Origin of the sequence: Flavobacterium sp. HSC-32F16, from assembly GCF_024171645.1 — a bacterium.
GTDB lineage: Bacteria > Bacteroidota > Bacteroidia > Flavobacteriales > Flavobacteriaceae > Flavobacterium.
This window is the reverse complement of sequence record NZ_JALKAC010000003.1, coordinates 209,359-225,637: the sequence shown is the minus strand read 5'-3', so window position 1 is coordinate 225,637 and position 16,279 is coordinate 209,359. Positions and strand designations below refer to the sequence as shown.

At 33.1% G+C, this 16,279-nt stretch carries 17 protein-coding genes and 1 pseudogene; 5 read left to right on the top strand and 13 right to left on the bottom strand.

Annotated features, from left to right (window positions below; translation table 11 throughout):
- Window positions 1–12 precede the first annotated feature (12 nt).
- The 10 genes from tpx to L1276_RS12405 all read right to left on the bottom strand — a co-directional run bounded on the left by tpx (window position 13) and on the right by L1276_RS12405 (window position 9,125).
- Window positions 13–510 carry a thiol peroxidase gene (gene tpx / locus L1276_RS12450; RefSeq protein WP_253788235.1) on the bottom strand — a complete coding sequence of 166 codons (498 nt, stop codon included), beginning with the start codon at window positions 508–510 and terminating at the stop codon, window positions 13–15.
- A gap of 335 nt (window positions 511–845) precedes the next feature.
- On the bottom strand, window positions 846–1,103 hold the full coding sequence (locus tag L1276_RS12445) for a hypothetical protein (protein WP_008462029.1): 258 nt from the start codon (window positions 1,101–1,103) through the stop codon (window positions 846–848).
- Between the two features lie 58 nt (window positions 1,104–1,161).
- The gene (locus tag L1276_RS12440; protein WP_007805605.1) at window positions 1,162–1,470 is read right to left on the bottom strand and encodes a co-chaperone YbbN; all 309 of its coding nucleotides are present in this window, start codon (window positions 1,468–1,470) and stop codon (window positions 1,162–1,164) included.
- Window positions 1,471–1,694: 224 nt separating this feature from the next.
- Window positions 1,695–2,333: a peroxiredoxin gene (locus L1276_RS12435; protein ID WP_253788233.1), complete on the bottom strand. Its 639-nt coding sequence runs from the start codon at window positions 2,331–2,333 to the stop codon at window positions 1,695–1,697.
- A 125-nt stretch (window positions 2,334–2,458) separates the two neighbouring features.
- Entirely contained in the window at window positions 2,459–4,072 is a 1,614-nt protein-coding gene (locus L1276_RS12430) for a glycoside hydrolase family 3 protein (protein ID WP_253788231.1), read from the bottom strand.
- Window positions 4,072–4,521 carry a GNAT family N-acetyltransferase gene (locus L1276_RS12425; protein ID WP_253788229.1) on the bottom strand — a complete coding sequence of 150 codons (450 nt, stop codon included), beginning with the start codon at window positions 4,519–4,521 and terminating at the stop codon, window positions 4,072–4,074. The genes L1276_RS12430 and L1276_RS12425 overlap by 1 nt, the downstream gene beginning before the upstream one ends.
- Before the next feature lie 20 nt (window positions 4,522–4,541).
- Window positions 4,542–4,883, bottom strand: coding sequence for a hypothetical protein (locus L1276_RS12420; RefSeq protein WP_253788227.1), 342 nt, complete (start codon window positions 4,881–4,883; stop codon window positions 4,542–4,544).
- Between the two features lie 22 nt (window positions 4,884–4,905).
- Window positions 4,906–6,177 (bottom strand): MFS transporter, encoded by a 1,272-nt coding sequence (locus L1276_RS12415; RefSeq protein ID WP_253788226.1) that lies wholly within the window; start codon window positions 6,175–6,177, stop codon window positions 4,906–4,908.
- Entirely contained in the window at window positions 6,164–7,735 is a 1,572-nt protein-coding gene (locus L1276_RS12410; RefSeq protein WP_253788224.1) for a glycoside hydrolase family 10 protein, read from the bottom strand. The genes L1276_RS12415 and L1276_RS12410 overlap by 14 nt, the downstream gene beginning before the upstream one ends.
- Before the next feature lie 181 nt (window positions 7,736–7,916).
- The gene (locus L1276_RS12405; protein WP_253788222.1) at window positions 7,917–9,125 is read right to left on the bottom strand and encodes an anhydro-N-acetylmuramic acid kinase; all 1,209 of its coding nucleotides are present in this window, start codon (window positions 9,123–9,125) and stop codon (window positions 7,917–7,919) included.
- A 443-nt stretch (window positions 9,126–9,568) separates the two neighbouring features.
- Here L1276_RS12405 and L1276_RS12400 point away from each other — a divergent pair, with 443 nt between their 5' ends.
- From L1276_RS12400 to L1276_RS12390, 3 genes are all read left to right on the top strand, one after another.
- The gene (locus tag L1276_RS12400; protein ID WP_253788220.1) at window positions 9,569–10,126 is read left to right on the top strand and encodes a LemA family protein; all 558 of its coding nucleotides are present in this window, start codon (window positions 9,569–9,571) and stop codon (window positions 10,124–10,126) included.
- The gene (locus L1276_RS12395) at window positions 10,126–11,082 is read left to right on the top strand and encodes a DUF3137 domain-containing protein (protein ID WP_253788218.1); all 957 of its coding nucleotides are present in this window, start codon (window positions 10,126–10,128) and stop codon (window positions 11,080–11,082) included. Before L1276_RS12400 ends, L1276_RS12395 begins: the two co-directional genes overlap by 1 nt.
- Window positions 11,083–11,700: 618 nt before the next feature.
- On the top strand, window positions 11,701–12,534 hold the full coding sequence (locus tag L1276_RS12390; protein WP_253788216.1) for a T9SS sorting signal type C domain-containing protein: 834 nt from the start codon (window positions 11,701–11,703) through the stop codon (window positions 12,532–12,534).
- Between the two features lie 194 nt (window positions 12,535–12,728).
- On the opposite strand, the pseudogene L1276_RS12385 reads toward L1276_RS12390, so the two are convergent.
- Together L1276_RS12385 and L1276_RS12380 are read right to left on the bottom strand one after the other, a co-directional pair.
- A pseudogene (locus tag L1276_RS12385) lies at window positions 12,729–13,276 on the bottom strand (transposase).
- 186 nt (window positions 13,277–13,462) lie between these two features.
- On the bottom strand, window positions 13,463–13,696 hold the full coding sequence (locus tag L1276_RS12380; protein WP_253788214.1) for a hypothetical protein: 234 nt from the start codon (window positions 13,694–13,696) through the stop codon (window positions 13,463–13,465).
- A gap of 455 nt (window positions 13,697–14,151) precedes the next feature.
- Here L1276_RS12380 and L1276_RS12375 point away from each other — a divergent pair, with 455 nt between their 5' ends.
- Entirely contained in the window at window positions 14,152–14,574 is a 423-nt protein-coding gene (locus L1276_RS12375; RefSeq protein ID WP_253788212.1) for a hypothetical protein, read from the top strand.
- A gap of 41 nt (window positions 14,575–14,615) precedes the next feature.
- Window positions 14,616–15,155 carry a hypothetical protein gene (locus L1276_RS12370; RefSeq protein ID WP_253788211.1) on the top strand — a complete coding sequence of 180 codons (540 nt, stop codon included), beginning with the start codon at window positions 14,616–14,618 and terminating at the stop codon, window positions 15,153–15,155.
- Between the two features lie 121 nt (window positions 15,156–15,276).
- Here L1276_RS12370 and L1276_RS12365 read toward each other — a convergent pair whose 3' ends face one another.
- Entirely contained in the window at window positions 15,277–16,089 is an 813-nt protein-coding gene (locus L1276_RS12365) for a mechanosensitive ion channel family protein (RefSeq protein ID WP_253788210.1), read from the bottom strand.
- Window positions 16,090–16,279: the final 190 nt, after the last annotated feature.

Genomic DNA, 16,279 nt, shown 5'->3' with positions numbered 1-16,279 from the left:
TATTGGAAAATATTATAGTGCTGCTAAAGCTGCTTCGTAATTTGGTTCGTTTGCAATTTCAGCAACTTGTTCTGTGTGGGTAACAGTTCCGTCAGCATTAACAACAATAATAACTCTTGAGTGTAAACCAGCCAAAGGTCCGTCAACGATTTCTAAACCATTTGCTTTACCAAAAGCACCAGTTTGAAAATCAGATAAGTTAACTACATTTTCTAAACCTTCTGCACCACAAAAACGTTTTTGAGCGAAAGGTAAATCTCTTGAAATACATAAAACAGTAGTGTTTTCTAATCCGCTTGCATTTGCATTGAAAGTTCTAACAGATGTTGCACAAGTTCCTGTATCAACACTTGGAAAAATGTTTAAAACTAATTTTTTACCAGCGAAAGTGCTTAATGAAGCAACTGATAAATCGTTTTGTACTAATTTGAAATCAGCTAATTTTGAACCAACTGCTGGTAATTCGCCTGATGTATGAACTGGATTTCCTCCTAATGTGATTGAAGCCATGATTTTTGTTTAAATTAATGAGGTTCAAAAGTAAGGATTAATATTTGAATCTAAAAGTATTTGTTACGGGTTTAAGGAGAGATTAAGGAGGTGAATTTTTATCTTGGTTTCCGCATAGATTGTACGCGGATAACACAGATTCACTTTGTGAAGCCTCGGATCTAAACGGATTTATTTTCATTTCGTAAAAAATAAAAAAATCCGTTTAGATCTGTGTTTTTGCGTGAGCAGACCGTGTCATCCGTGTGCCATTTGACACAACAAAAAAGCGCCTCTTTTCAGAAACGCTTTCTCAGTCATGTTTTTTTGTTTTTTCTTTGAAAAAAGAGGCCTGCTTATTTATCGATTGAACCTAACACACGTTTCATAAACGTATTTAGAGCTTCTTTTTTATCAGTTCCCTGAGCAACCAATTTTTGTACTTCAAGAGCACCGTACATATTCGAAATCAATTCGCCAATTACGTCTAATTCTTCATCTTTAAGAGAAGGAATTTCGGTCATAGCTTCCAGAACTTCGATTGTTTCAATGATATAATCCTGATCGTTTTCTTCTATGAATTGCGTTAAATGCTTTATTACTGGTAATTTCATGTTGTGGAGTTTTAGAGCTTTGTAAAAGTTTTAAACTTTAACAAAGCTTAATGATGAATTAAGCAATTGCGTTTACAAGATCGATTAAAACTTCTTGTTTGTTGGTTTGAGTTTCGCCAACTAATTGTCCGTTTACGAAAGTTGCAAATGTTGGCAGGTTGCTCACATTAGCTAATTTTCTAGATTCAGGAGAATTTTCTGCATCAACCAAAACAAAAGTGATAGCTTCATTTTCTGTTGCTAGTTTTTTGAATTTTGGTTTCATAATACGGCAGTTTCCACACCATGAAGCTGAATATTGTACTACTACTTTTTCGTTTTTAGCAACTAAATCTGCTAACGTATCTTCGTTTAAGTCGATTAACATAGTTTTTATTTTTAAGACACTAAGTTGCTAAGGTTCTAAGATGCTAAGTTTGCTCTCGAACCGAATAACTTTGTGTGGATTTATTTGACGTTTTTTTAAGTCGTTGAGATTCTAAGATCTAAGTTTAATCTTAGAATCTCTTGACTTTTATTGTAGAATTGTATTTAAGATTCAAAAGTTAAGTTAAAAAACTTAGCATCTTAGAACCTTAGTATCTTAGCAGCTTAATTAGCGCTTAAGTATTCAGCAGTACTAACTCTGTCTGCAGACATAGCTTCTTTTCCAGCTTCCCAGTTTGCAGGGCAAACTTCACCTTTAGTCTGGATGTGCGTGTAAGCGTCAACCATTCTTAAGTATTCGTTTACGTTACGTCCTAATGGCATATCGTTTACACTTTCGTGGAAGATTTTTCCAGTTTCATCAATAAGGTAAGTAGCTCTGAAAGTTACGTTTGAGCCTTCGATGATTACTGAGTCAGTTTCTTCACTGTATTCTGTAGAATCAATATCAAGAATACCTAAAATGTTAGCTAGGTTACGGTTTGTATCCGCTAAGATTGGGTAAGTAACACCTTCGATTCCACCATTGTTTTTTGGCGTATTCAACCAGGCAAAGTGAACTTCGTTTGTGTCACAAGAAGCACCAATTACGATAGTATTTCTTTGCTCAAATTCTGGTAATGCAGCTTGAAAGGCGTGTAATTCAGTTGGACATACAAAAGTAAAATCTTTTGGGTACCAAAATAAAAGTACTTTTTTATTGTTGTTTACTGCTTCTTCAAAAATGTTGATTTTTAAATTGTCACCCATTTCTGAGATAGCATCTACTGCAATACTTGGGAATTTTTTTCCTACTAAAGACATATTTTTCGTTTTACGTTAAAAATTTATTTCTGATGCAAAAATAGGGCATAAGTACAGGTTCTTACAATAAGATGTGATTATAAAAATTTATAAGTTGATAAATTTTGACTATTTAACTTTTTAACTTATTGAATTTCAATGTTTACTGGGAGATTTCCATTCGAAGTAATTTTATCTAAAAAGTGAATTCCTGCTGTTTTCTGAAATTCTTCAAAGTCCTGATACGCCTGAACTAATCCTGAAGCCTTTTTTAAATTTGGAATTATAGGTAAAACGTACGGATTTCCGAAAACGTAAACAATGCATTTTTTGGTTTGAAGTAAGCTTGAAAGGAGTTCTAAAACTTCATTGTCAATTTCAAAATTGTTCATTGGTTTTGCCTTTGGAACAAATAATGAAATTAAAATAGTGTCGAAATTTTCTAATTCTTTTTTGATGGATGAAATATCCGAAATCTCTAAGTTTTCAAAAGCAAATTCCGGAGAAGCCAGTTTTGAATTTAAAGTTTTAAAGAATGTGTTTTCAGTATTTTTATATAAACTAAGTTTGGCTAATTTATTGTTTTTCTGAGATTCAAAAGCTAATTCTGAATTTGAATTATCAATAATTGTAGTAAGAGCATTTTGAGCAATCTGCAGATTTAATTCAGCTGTTTTTTCGAAGTTTAATTCACCTGAAGCTGCTGTATTTCCAGAAAGAATACCCGCTTTTTCTTTGGCTTTTATAATTCGTTTATAACTTTCAAAAATACGGTCCGGCGAAGCGTTTTTATAGATTGCTTCTATTCCTTCCGGAACATTTTCGGCGAAGCATAAAACATCATTGCCTGCGTGGAAAGCTTCCCATTCCAATTGACCTTTGGTTTCATACAATTTAGAAACACTGTGCATATTTAAAGCATCAGAAATTACCAAACCGTCATAACCTAATTTATTACGCAATAGATCCTGAATAACCGCTTTTGATAAGGTTGCAGAAGTATCTTTCCCTTCATTTAAACTTGGAACTGCCAAATGTCCAATCATAATCGAATCGACATTATTTTCAATTCCTTTAATAAAAGGATACAATTCGTTTTCTAATAATTCTTCTAAAGTTTCTTTTAAAACAGGTAACCCTAAATGCGAATCCACATTGGTATTTCCGTGTCCGGGAAAATGTTTCAGACAGCCTAGAACACCAACTTCCGACATTCCTTTTAAATATTCAATCGAAAAATCGGCTACTTTTTCTTTATTTTCACCAAAAGAACGGTATCCAATAACAGGATTATTGGGATTGTTGTTGATGTCTGCCAAAGGCGATAAATTATACTGAATTCCCGCTGCTTTAAGATCTAAACCAATTTGTTTTCCAACTTCAAATACTAAATCAGATTTGGTTGAAGGTAAAGCACCAAGCGTAATCGCATACGGATATTGAGGTGTTTTTTCAATTCGCATTGCCAAGCCCCATTCTGCATCAATACTGATTAAAAGCGGCGTAGAAGCTGCTTTTTGATAACGAACAATTAAAGCTTTGATTTTTTCGTAGCTGTCGTCATTAAAAACAACTTTTTTCTTGCTTTCATAATTCGTTGCTGCGCTCGCACGACTATGAAAAAAGGTCAGTCCGCCAATATTATGTTCTCTAATAAGGCGTTCTGTTTCCTGAATATTTTCTTCGGTATCGTTGATAAAAACGGCAGGAAAGAAAAATTGTCCTATTCTTTGTCGTAATGCTTCGGCAGTAATTTTCATTATAAAGTCTTTTTCATGCAAACACTATTATCCATCTCTTCATAAGGCGGATAATTTGGAATTATGGTGTAATTTAATTTTTGATATAAGTTGATGGCTTCTGGCTGATTTTTTCCAGTTTCTAAAATAGTGTAAATGTAACCGACTTCTTTTGCCCAGACTTCGAGTTCCTTTAAAATGGCAGAAGCAATCCCTTTTTTTCGATGATCGGGATGAACGTACATTCGTTTGATTTCGGTTTTGTCCCTTTCTTTTTCGCGAAAAGCGCCGCAAGCAACAGGAATCCCGTTTTCGTAATAAACAATCGTATGTTTTATTTTATCGGTTTTATTAAACTGATTGTAAAACGCATGATCTTCTCCGTCTCTAATTGCTAAATCCTGATCTAATAAAGCGACCAGCTTTATAAAGTCGGGATCATCTGAATTGGTTCGTTTTAAAGTAATCATGATAGACTGTAAAATTATTTTTATTTCAGCTTTGCTTTCTTTTGTTTCGCTAATTGTTTTTTGGTTTCAATTGCTTTATCCAATCGGTTTTTAAAACGGAAAAGTTTTGGTAAACCTTCCAGTCGGTCTTCGATTGTGATTTCTTCATAAACCACAATAGCTTTTTCTAAAACCCTGATTTCGTTGTCGAGATCGTTTTGGTTTTTGTAGATTGTTGCTAATCTATCATAAGGATGATTTCCTTTAAAGCTTTCTGCGACATTTTCCTCATATAATTCAATAGCTTTTTCAAGATTTCCGGATTTTTCGAACTCAGCTCCTTTTAGGTTGCGTTCGGCCTGCAAATTTTCATTGATTTCCATATTGTAAGAGTTTGATTTGGGGTTAAACTTCTTCAGATTTTTTCCCAAAATCTTTCGGGAAAATTAAAAAACGTGATAAAATAAGACCTGGAATTGTAGCTATAAAAACCCAAATAAAGAAGTTATCATAGCCTAAATATTTCTGAATATAACCGCTCAGCATTCCCGGTAGCATCATTCCTAATGCCATAAAACCAGTTGCAAGTGCATAATGGGCTGTTTTTGATTCTCCTTCGGCAACATGAATTAAATACATCATAAAGGCAGTAAAACCAAAACCGTAACCAAATTGTTCTAAAATCACAACGGCATAAATGTAATAAACGGATGTTGGATGAAAAAATGCTAATAAAATGAATCCAATAATAGGCAGATGCATCGCTAAAAACATCGGAAGCATCCACTTAGTAAGGCCTTGTTTAGAAATAGCAATTCCGCCTAAAATTCCGCCTAAAGTCAATGCGCCAACACCAAATGTTCCATAAATAATTCCAACAGCCTCAGTGTCTAAGGCCATTCCGCCAAGTTCTTTTGAATCCAATAAAAAAGGACTCAGCATTTTAAGCAACTGCGATTCTCCTAATCTGAAAACCAGAATAAAAGCCAGAATTAATCCAATTTGTTTTTTCTTAAAGAAACTAATAAAAATAGCTCCAAAGCTTTGATGATGTGTTTCTTTATTGTTTTCAACTGTGTTTATTTCATTTTTTGGAGTAAAAATGAAATTGTAAATCGTAATAAATGTCATTAATAATCCCACAGCGATCATAGTGTAAGACCATGCTTTAGTATTATCTCCGTATTTATGTTCTAAATATCCGGCAAAAAGCACAATTAATCCGTTTCCGGCTAATAAAGAAAGTCTGTAAAAAGTGCTTCTGATTCCAAGGAAAAATGACTGCTGATTTTCGGGTAAAACCAATAAATAAAAGCCATCACTGGCAATATCATTTGAAGCCGAAGCAAAAGCCGCAACCCAGAAAATGGCCAAAGTCATTACAAAAAAACCATTTGTTGGAATTGTAAATCCAACTAATAAAAAGGCAATCGATATAAGAAATTGCATCGATAAAAACCATTTTCTTTTGGTTCCTGTCAGTTCTATAAACGGACTCCAAAGCGGTTTAATTACCCAAGGCAGATATAATAAACTGGTATAAACTCCAATATCTTCATTTGAAATTCCGAGATTTTTGTACATAATTACCGAAACGGAAATTATAACGGCGTAAGGCAGTCCCGATGCAAAGTTTAGAAGCGGAATCCAAAACCAGGGTTTATTATCTGTTTTCATTAGGCTGAGCAGGTGAATATATTTTAAAATTCTTTTTTATGTCGGCAGCAGCAGGTGTGCTTTCGTTCGCAAAATAATCAATAAATGTTACAGCACAAGCTTTATACATACTCATTTTTTCTGCGGGAATAGAAAATGAAATAACACCATCTTTTTCAACAGCTCTAACTTTGTCGATTATTTTCGACGCATCGTTAGTATCTATTTTTGAGATATGCTCACCTCCATAAATTACAACGTAACGTACCTTTGTATTAAGCGGACTTTTGATACTGAAAGTGTATTTTGAACCGTCTTTTGTAAATTCAGTAAAAACAGGATTGTCAATTATAATACGCTTCAAATTAGGAACCGCAGCAGGAATTGCCGGATATTTATATTGGTTTTCTTCTAAAAGACGTACAACATCAAAGTTTTTATTCATAAACCATTTGGCGCTGAAATAAGCACTTCCGGAAACGTTTTTAAAACTTCTGGCAAAATCGACCTGATTTGGAATTTCGGTTGCAAAATTCCAGCTTTTATCAGCGTCGCCTCTTATTTTGTATGAAGCGTGGCCAATATAAACAGCTGTATTATTTGAATTTTCGGCCCACCATTTTACCAATTTTGAGTAATTGGCTCTCGGATTGTTCATGCTCCAATATAATTGAGGTAAGATGTAATCAATCCATTTTTGATCCATCCATAAAACAGGATCTGCATATAAATCATCATAATTTGAAGTTGACTGTGTTTCAGAACCTCTTGGATCCTGAGACTTATTTCGCCAAACCCCAAACGGACTAATTCCGAATTGAACCCACGGTTTGCTTGCTTTTATAGTGGTTGAAATGGTATGTACAAAGTTGCTTACGTTAGCACGACGCCAGTCAGCAACACTTAAACCTGATCCGTATTTTTTGTAAGAAGCAGTATCGTTAAAAACTTTTCCGGGAACAGCATACGGATAAAAATAATCATCAAAATGAATCGCATCTATATCGTATTTGTCAACGACTTCTTTTACTACTTTTGTTAAATGCGATTGAACTTCCGGCAAAGCAGGATCGTAATAGTATTTACCGCCGTATTCGATCATCCATTCCGGATGTTTAAAAATATCGTGATTTGGGTTTAAAAGGTTTTTGTTTAAATCGAAAGTCGCACGATATGGATTCAGCCATGCATGAAACTCGAAACCTCTGTTATGTGCTTCTTCAATCATCCAGGCAAGTGTATCGTAATACGGACTCGGAATTACACCTTCTTTGCCAGTTAAAAATCTGGACCATGGAGCAAAATCAGATGGAAAGAAAGCATCACCAACGCTTCTAATCTGAACAATAACAGCGTTGTAGTTGAGTTTTTTATACGTATTTAAAATTTCTAAATAATCAGCTTTTTCTTTTTCAACATTGTCAAGAGCCGTTTTTGGCCAGTCAATGTTTACTACAGTCGCAATCCAGACTCCTCTAAATTCATTTTTGGGATGCATTATTTTTTCCTGAGAAACAGATTTCCATCCAAAGAAAAATAAAAAGATGATAGAGTATAGTAAGTGCTGATTTTTATGCATTTCAAATGTTTATTTAACAAGAACCAAAAATAGTTTGTTTTGTCACGAATTCAATGAATTCTACTAAAATTTTATTTTAAATGTTTTTTTGCCGCGAATTTCACAAATTGCATTAATTTTTTATTCTGAAAGTATTAAAAAATAACTCGTGAAAATTCGTGTAATTAGTGGCAGTTTATATTTAATCTGGAAAAGAAATTTTCCCCATTGTTACCGATGGAATTCCTTTTTGCGAACCAAAATTATAATTACCGCCTGCAACAGTTTCATTAGCCAAAACAGCAAACAAAACAGCTTCTTTAGCATCGCCTGAAATCCCCAGAGCGTCGCTTTTTTCAAATTTACAAGATAATAATTCCTGTAACCACTTTACCAATAACGGATTTCGCGCGCCTCCGCCAGACATATAAACTGTAAACTCTTCGATTGGCGTTTTAGTATTTTGTACAACAAACAAAACTGCTTCAGCAATCGTTTCGGCACTAAGGCGTGTTAAAGTCGCCAGCAAATCTGATGCCGAAATGTTTTCTAAGCTTAATTTTACCAAAGCCGAGTTTACAAAATTATGGTTGAATAATTCCTGACCAATAGTTTTTGGGAAGCTTTTCTTGAAGAAAGCATCGCTTTTTAATTCGCTTAAAAGTTCTTGATTTACTGTGCCGCTTTTAGCAATTTCAGCATCTTTATCGAAACTTTTTTCAGGGAAAAACTGTTTGGTGAAAATGTCGATTAAAGTATTTGCGGTTCCGGTATCGGTTACAAAAACCTCTTCCGCATTTTGTGATGCGGGTAAATAGGTAAAATTCGCAATGCCGCCCATGTTAAGCATAATTCGGTTTTCGCCTTTTTTACTGAACAACAAATAATCGCCATAAACGGCTAAAGGAGCACCTTCGCCTCCGGCAGCAACATGTTTTTGTCTAAAATCAGATAAAGTGATAATTCCGGTTTTTACCGCAATATGATCACCATCGCCAATTTGTAAAGTCGCATTGGGGAATTTTTCCTGCTGATGTAAAAACTTTGGTGCATGCAGAACCGTTTGTCCGTGCGAAGCAATTAAATCAACTTCACCTGCGGGAATATTCCATTTAGAAAGGCAATCGTTTATCATTCCGGCATGTAAATCTGCAATCCATTCGTTGAGCAGAACCAAATGTTGAAAATCGATTGTTTTTTTAGCAAATACCTTTCTGATTTCAGTTTTAATATCTTCATTATAATCTAAGGTTTCAAACTGCTCGATTTTTACAATTGTATTTTCGCCTTCGCCCGAAATTTTGCAAAGCGCTAAGTCGAGTCCATCAAGTGAAGTACCGGACATTAAACCTACTATTTTTCTGGTCTCTTTTTGAGCAATTTCGTAAAGAGCTTTTATATTTTTATTCATTTCAGGTAATCTTAAAAATGCATTTAATTTGGTAACGCTAAAATGGGATTATTTTGCATATAAATATAAATAAACTTCGAGATTTATTTTTTATACATTGGGTGTAATTGTTTAAACACATAGAAACATAGTTTACTTTGTGGTTAAAGGCGTTTTACTTTTTTAAAAAAGGATGAAATTACTTTGTATTTAATATGGGCTAGTGGTTCAATCACTGAAACACAGAATAATTCATAATACATTTCCGGTGTTTGAAACCACTGGCTATGCTTAAAAAAGGAATAAGAATACTATACAGCTATGTGCAAAATCTTGATTTTATTTAGTCCTTTTATTCACTTCCAAAAACTATGTTTCTATGTGTTTAAATAAAAACGAAATGCTAAACAATACTTACATCTCTTTTTATATATTTGCTCAAAATCAATTAAAAAAATCAAGCCATGTTTGTTATTATAGGACTTTTTGTTTTCCTTTTTATTGTCGGAATCGTAATTTACAATTCACTTATCGGAAAAAGAAATCAGGTTACCAATGCTTTCTCAGCGATTGATGTAATGCTGAAAAAACGTTTTGATTTGATTCCGAATCTGGTTGAAGTTGTAAAGCAATACACGAATTACGAACAAAGTACTTTAACTAAAATTGTAGAACTTCGTGCAAAAGCAGCTTCAGGTTCTTTGACCGATGCCGAAAAAGCAAGTTTAGATACCGAATTAAGCTCGGCAGTAAAAGGTTTAATGGTGACGGTTGAAAATTATCCGGACTTAAAAGCCAATACGAATTTCTTAAACCTGCAGTCGACATGGACAGAAAGCGAAGAACAAATTGCCGCTGCCAGAAGAACGTATAATGCTGCAGTGACAGATTATAACAACGCAATTATGATGTTTCCCGGAAATGTGTTTGCAGGAATGTTGGGCTACACTAAAATTGAGGTTTTGGCAACACCAGAAGAAGAACGTAAAAATATTAGTGCAAAAGAACTATTCAATAATTAATGGATTCAGAAATAAATTCGAAAGACAATCTGCAGGAAATTCTGAATACCTTAGAAGTTGACCGAAAAAAAATATCAGAAACATATAAAAGCTCTTATATACTGTTTGGTCTTGCAGTGGTGATTTTAATTGTGGGATTAGCAATTGAATTTCCAACTCTGGGATTTTATGGAGGCTTAGTACCCTTTATTGTTGGTATTATACAATATTTTAAAACCAATGACGAAGCAAAAATATATAAATTTGTCTACAAGACAAATGTTGTAGCATCGGCATTAAAAAATATCAATGAAAGCTTGGTAATAATACCGCAAAGCGGACTTCCGGAATATGAGTTTATCAGTTCTGAACTTTTTACAACCGAACCTGATCGTTATAAAACGCAGGATTTAATTAGCGGAACAAACGATAAAACTTCATTTTGGTTTGCCGAAGTTCATGCCGAATATAAAACAGAAACACGCGACAAAAACGGAACCAAAACACATTGGCACACCATTTTTAAGGGAATTATATTTGTAGCCGATTTCAATAAAAACTTTGAAGTTTCGACAGTGGTTCGTCCAAAAGGTTTTGGTGCTAGTCTTGGAGCGTGGTTTTCTAAAAATGTTTTCAGTTTTGGAAACACAGAAGTTGTACAATTAGAAAACACCGAATTTGACAATAAATTTGTAACCTATTCCAGAAACCAAATTGAGGCGAGATATATTCTAACTCCCGCCATGATGGAAAGAATTCTGGATTTAAACAACAAATGCGACTCAACGATTTCAATTTCGTTTATACATTCTAAAATGTATATCGCTTTTCCGTTGTCTCACAATTATTTTGAAGCTCCTATTCATTCTTCGCTTTTAGCTCCCGATTTACTTACCGATGATCTTTCGATCGTGAAATTCATGCATGATATTGTTCATGAACTGGATTTGAATACCAGGATTTGGGGGAAGGAGTAGATTTACTTTTTTATAAAATATTTTTAAGCCGTTTAATAGATTTTGATTTGTTCGAGATTTATTAAGCGGTTTTTTTGTTGTTAAATAATTCAGGTATAATCAAAATTGGTTATTTGCTTTTTGTATCCGCAGATATCTTACTTTTTTATCCAAAATAATGGCATTCTGATGTTGTCTAAAAAAAGTCCTTATTCTTTAATATTTCTGCATTTTTTGAATAAAATCGAGAGTAATACTTTCTGTAAATTTCTATAAAATTATACCGTATTTTTTTTCAAAAATCCTTTTTTTATTTTGCATATATTCTTAACTTAAAATAATATTTGATCGTTAAAATGCAAAAATCATCGACGTAATACCTTATAAAGCTGTATCTGCGTTTTAGTTTTTTTTGAGACTGGCCAATCAATTAACTGTTTTTTTGTATCAGCCGATCGAATATAATTTATAAATTTTAAAACTAAGCAATAGGAAAAAACTACTCTTCATTTATTATAAAAATATTTGTATTTCTAGGACATTTATAATGTCCCAGGCTTTCTATTGATGTTGTTTAAAATTTAAAATAAATATACGCCGGCGTGTAAAAACCCTTTAATAATTTTTAAATCAATAATCATGAAAAAACATTTCTTTTCAACAATATATTTTTTTGTTATTCTATGGATTTTTTTGTTTAATCCAATTCCTGTACAAGGCACGGCGGTTCCTGTAAACAGCAGTTTTCTTCGTTGTAATATCAATTCGTTTTCAAGTTCATTTTCGTCACAGGAAATAATTAGACACCGCGTCTGGCTTAATCTGACAAATGATGAAGGACTTTTCAAACAAATTTTGATAGGCTACATATCCGGAGCAACTAACGGCTGGGATCATAATTATGATGCCGTTACTATGGATGCCAATAAATATGCAGATTTTTACAGTATTAATGATGATAAAAATCTGGTTATTCAGGGACGTGCCATTCCAATAGACCCCGAAGATACTATACCTTTGGGTTACAAATCAAATATCACTGGAGATCTTAAAATATCGATAGATCAAGCAGATGGTGATTTAACTGATGCAGATATTTATTTGCATGATAATGAGACTGGCATTATTCACAATCTGAAATATGGTCCTTATACTTTTTCAACCCTAAATGGTACTTTTAACAATCGTTTTGTACTCAGACACACAAATAGAAAATTAGAGGTTGATGAATTTAAAACTATTTCGAGAAATTTTACTGTTGTTTCAAAAGACAAAATAATCACTTTGAGATCCTCTGACAACACTTTAAAAGAAGTTGAAGTTTTTGATGTTACGGGAAAACTTCTTTACATCAGACAGAAAATCGGAACTTCTGAATTAGAGATTAACAGTATTCGATCCGGTACTCAAATTTTATTAGTTAAAACGACATTTGAGAATGAATATACAATAACCAGGAAGGTGCTTTTTTAATTTTCTAAAAGCATAAAACAAGAATCCGCGGATATCAATTTGATTCCGCGGATTTTTTAATTTTAATATCTTACTCCAAATCCAAATAAGGATTTAAAGTTTCAGCCAATTCATTGAGCCAGTAAAAGCTATCCCTTAATTTGTTGATTTCTCTAGCTAGCGCGAGTGTCCCGCTCGTGCCCACACAGAGAACATCAATTAATATCAATTTCTAAAACAGTCTGATCATTATTTCCATAGTTTTCTTGCAAAACTGTATTTCCAATCTACCGGATTAGTAACAAAACCAGTTTCAAGAGGATTATTATGAATATAATTTAGTTTTTGCTCAAAAACTTTTAATGACCAAATTTCGATAGGTTGATTATTTTGCTGCCAAAACTGCCTGAATTTTACATTACTATTTTTCTTTCCAGCTTTTTCAAACATCCATAATATCCATTCTTTTCTACTTTCTTGAGAATTTTCTTCGATTGTTTTAAGAAGTTTTTTAGAAGTAAATCCTTTAAAATCTCTAATCAATCCTGAGGGATCATCATTTCCTGATCTAAAAATTAAATGAATATGACTTGGCATTATACAATATCCATAAATTTCCATTGATTTATGTTTGCGACAATAATCTAGAGATTCAATCATTGCTAAAATATTCTTCTCTTGTAAATACATCTATCCAGTAAACTGTAGCGAAGCTGATAAAATATGCTCCAGTTTTTTCTCCAAATTTATATTTTCTGCTCATTTATTTTTTATCTAATGCTGGAGATACTTTGCGGGCACGAGCGGGACGCTCGCGCTAGCGTCTTAAATAGTTTTCAAAAATCAAGAATCTCTCTGCTAGCGCGAGCGTCCCGCTCGTGCCCGCAAAGTTTATCAATTACTAAAAGAGAAAACCTCGATTTTAAATCGAGGTTTTGCTTTTTTGATCCTACTCCAAATCCAAATAAGGATTTAAAGTTTCAGCCAATTCATTGAGCCAGTAAAAGCTATCCCTTAATTTGGTGATTTCGTTTTGAAGTTCTTCGTGTTCGCTCATAACGCCTAATGCGAGTGTGAAATTTACCTGTCTTAGTGTTTTAGCCATTTCTTTAGAATCAATTCTTTCATTGAAAAAAATCAAAAGCCTGATTTGGGTTTCTGTGGAAAGTGTGTTGGTACTCATAAATGTTGTAGTTTTAGAGATAAAAAACCCTTGTAAATTAGTGCTTCTAACGCCTACAACAGCGCTTACGGCCGTTTCCGATACCGCACACATAATACAAGGGCAAATCTTATTTCGTTCTTAATGTTGTAGTTTAAGAGTTGTAAATGTATCAAAAAACAATAACAAAAAGTAAGAAAAATAATATATTTTATTAAAACTTAAAAATGAGCTAAATAGACTAAATCATCTCTACGCGGTAAATATAAAGCGTTATTTTTAAAAAAGATAAACTCAAATAAATTTCCAGGCAGTTTGTCATTTCGACCGAAGGGAGAAATCACACTCGTAACCACAAAGATTGTCGATTATGTCTGCGTAATTTCTAGTGCGATTTCTCCCTTCGGTCGAAATGACAACATTGGAGAATCTCTTTGGAAAATAACATTTTAAGATTTAGATTTGAACCGCAAATTATGATAGAAAAAATCTTAACCGACTACATTACATTTATCAGAAGCTTTGAAGCTTTATTAAAAGATAAATACAAACAAGATATAAATCCATGTTCATTTTCTCGAACCTTCTTTGAAAGATTGGGATCAATTAATGGAATTGAATATTATTTTCACGGAAGTGGCTGTACAGCTAAAAAAGATGAAATTATTTATACGTACGATATTTCAATAAATGAAATTACTTTTACACAATGGGATCTCACAGAACTTATTAGAACTCATCCGGAATATCAGAGATTAAATTATAGTGCTGAGTTTATTGAGTATGAATTATATAAGCTTATAAATAAAGAAATTTTAGATTGGTTAATTATTAAAGGAAAGACTTTTGGATGTGTATTTAAATGTTATAGAGTTGTTCATGAATCATCCTTAGATTAAAAACGGTTCCTTGCTTTAAAGTAGAAAAAAATAAAAGAATTATGACATTTGAAGAAATTGAAGAAATAAAAGAATTCTATCTTTCAAGAGACAATAAAATCAAACCTCATAGTTCTGAAATACAGATTTTGGAAGGTTTTATGAAAGACATAAACTGGTCAACACTTTCTGATCAGGAAAAACTAGAGCAAAGAAAAAAAGCATTGCTTATAAAATCTGTTCATAAAGAGCTGCATTCCAATTTAATAATTTTATATGAAGAGTCTGTTATTGAGTTAACTATTTTGATTATGAAGTTTTTGGATGATATTAGTTTTAAGGTTTTTGACATGGAAAAAATGTCTGATGAAAAGTTTTTATTATTCAGGTTAAAGAATATGTTGTATTTTGAATTGTACGTTATACATAAAAAAATAAAACTTCAATATTCAGGGCATGTTTTGTATGAGTATATTATGGAACCAATTTTTAAAGAAATAGAAAATACGGTTTATTATAACCAATATCAATTACAACTTTTAAGAGAAAAGTTTGAGCTTGTTTGTGAATTATTTTTGAAACGACCTTACGAAAAAATATAGCTGTTGGAATTTAATCTTCCGTAAAACTTTTTCATTATCCTTCTCTATTGGGAACGCTCAGAATGACAATTAGGTTTGGAAAGAAAACCTTTGTCCCTTCGTAACTTTGAACCTCTGTACCTTACTTTAAAACAAACTCATTTTCCTTCAACTTTTTCAAAACTGCGGCAATAATTTTAGAACGGCATTCTGAATTTTCAGTCGTTGATGCAGTTTTTACCCAATACCTAATATTGAGCTGAATAACTCCTGCAGCGGCAACATCTGTAATTACGGCGGCATTTTCATGATCTTTTTTGGTTACATCTTCGCTGTTTCCTAAAACTTCTTTTACGATTTCTATGGCGCGGGTATAATCAGAACCATATTCGAGTCCTACTGTGAAAGTCTGGAGTAGAAATCCTTCGCTGTTGTAGTTAATAAGTGTATTTTTAATTAAAAGTGCGTTGGGAATATAAATGATTTTCGAATCGCTTTTCACTTCGGTATCGCGCAGATTGAGGTTAATAACTTCGCCTTTTACGCCGTTACTTTCGATAATATCGCCAATAGAAAACGGACGTTTGAAAGCCAGCAGAATTCCGGCAAGGAAATTTTCTCCAATATCTTTAAGCGCAAAACCAATTACAAAAGCCGAAATTCCGGCACCGGCAAGCATACTTTGGGCGATTCCGTCAAGACCAATAATTTTGAACATGAACAAAACCCCAATAATAATAAAAACCGATTTGATTAAACGGGTGATAAAAGTAGCTAGAAGTCGGTCGTGCATTCTGGCTTTGAGTCGGTTTCCTGTAAAAATACCAATTCGGGTTGCAATAAACCACGAAACGAGAATGACAACAATGGCGAGAATGAATTTTGGCGTAAGATCGACAATGCTGTAATAATAGTTTTCTAAATGTTTGAAGACGTCCTGAACGAAATTTTCCATAATTATAAGGCGTAAAAAGTAAAATCTTAAAATTACCCATTTCGCAATTTTGGCTCTTTACAGAATTTGTCTTTAATTTTATAAAATGTTGACGGGCTGTTAAGATAAATCGGCATTTACTACATTTTAACCTGCTATATTTTTATATTTGTTGTCTCAGTTTTTGAGCATTATTTTTTTTAAGAAAAGC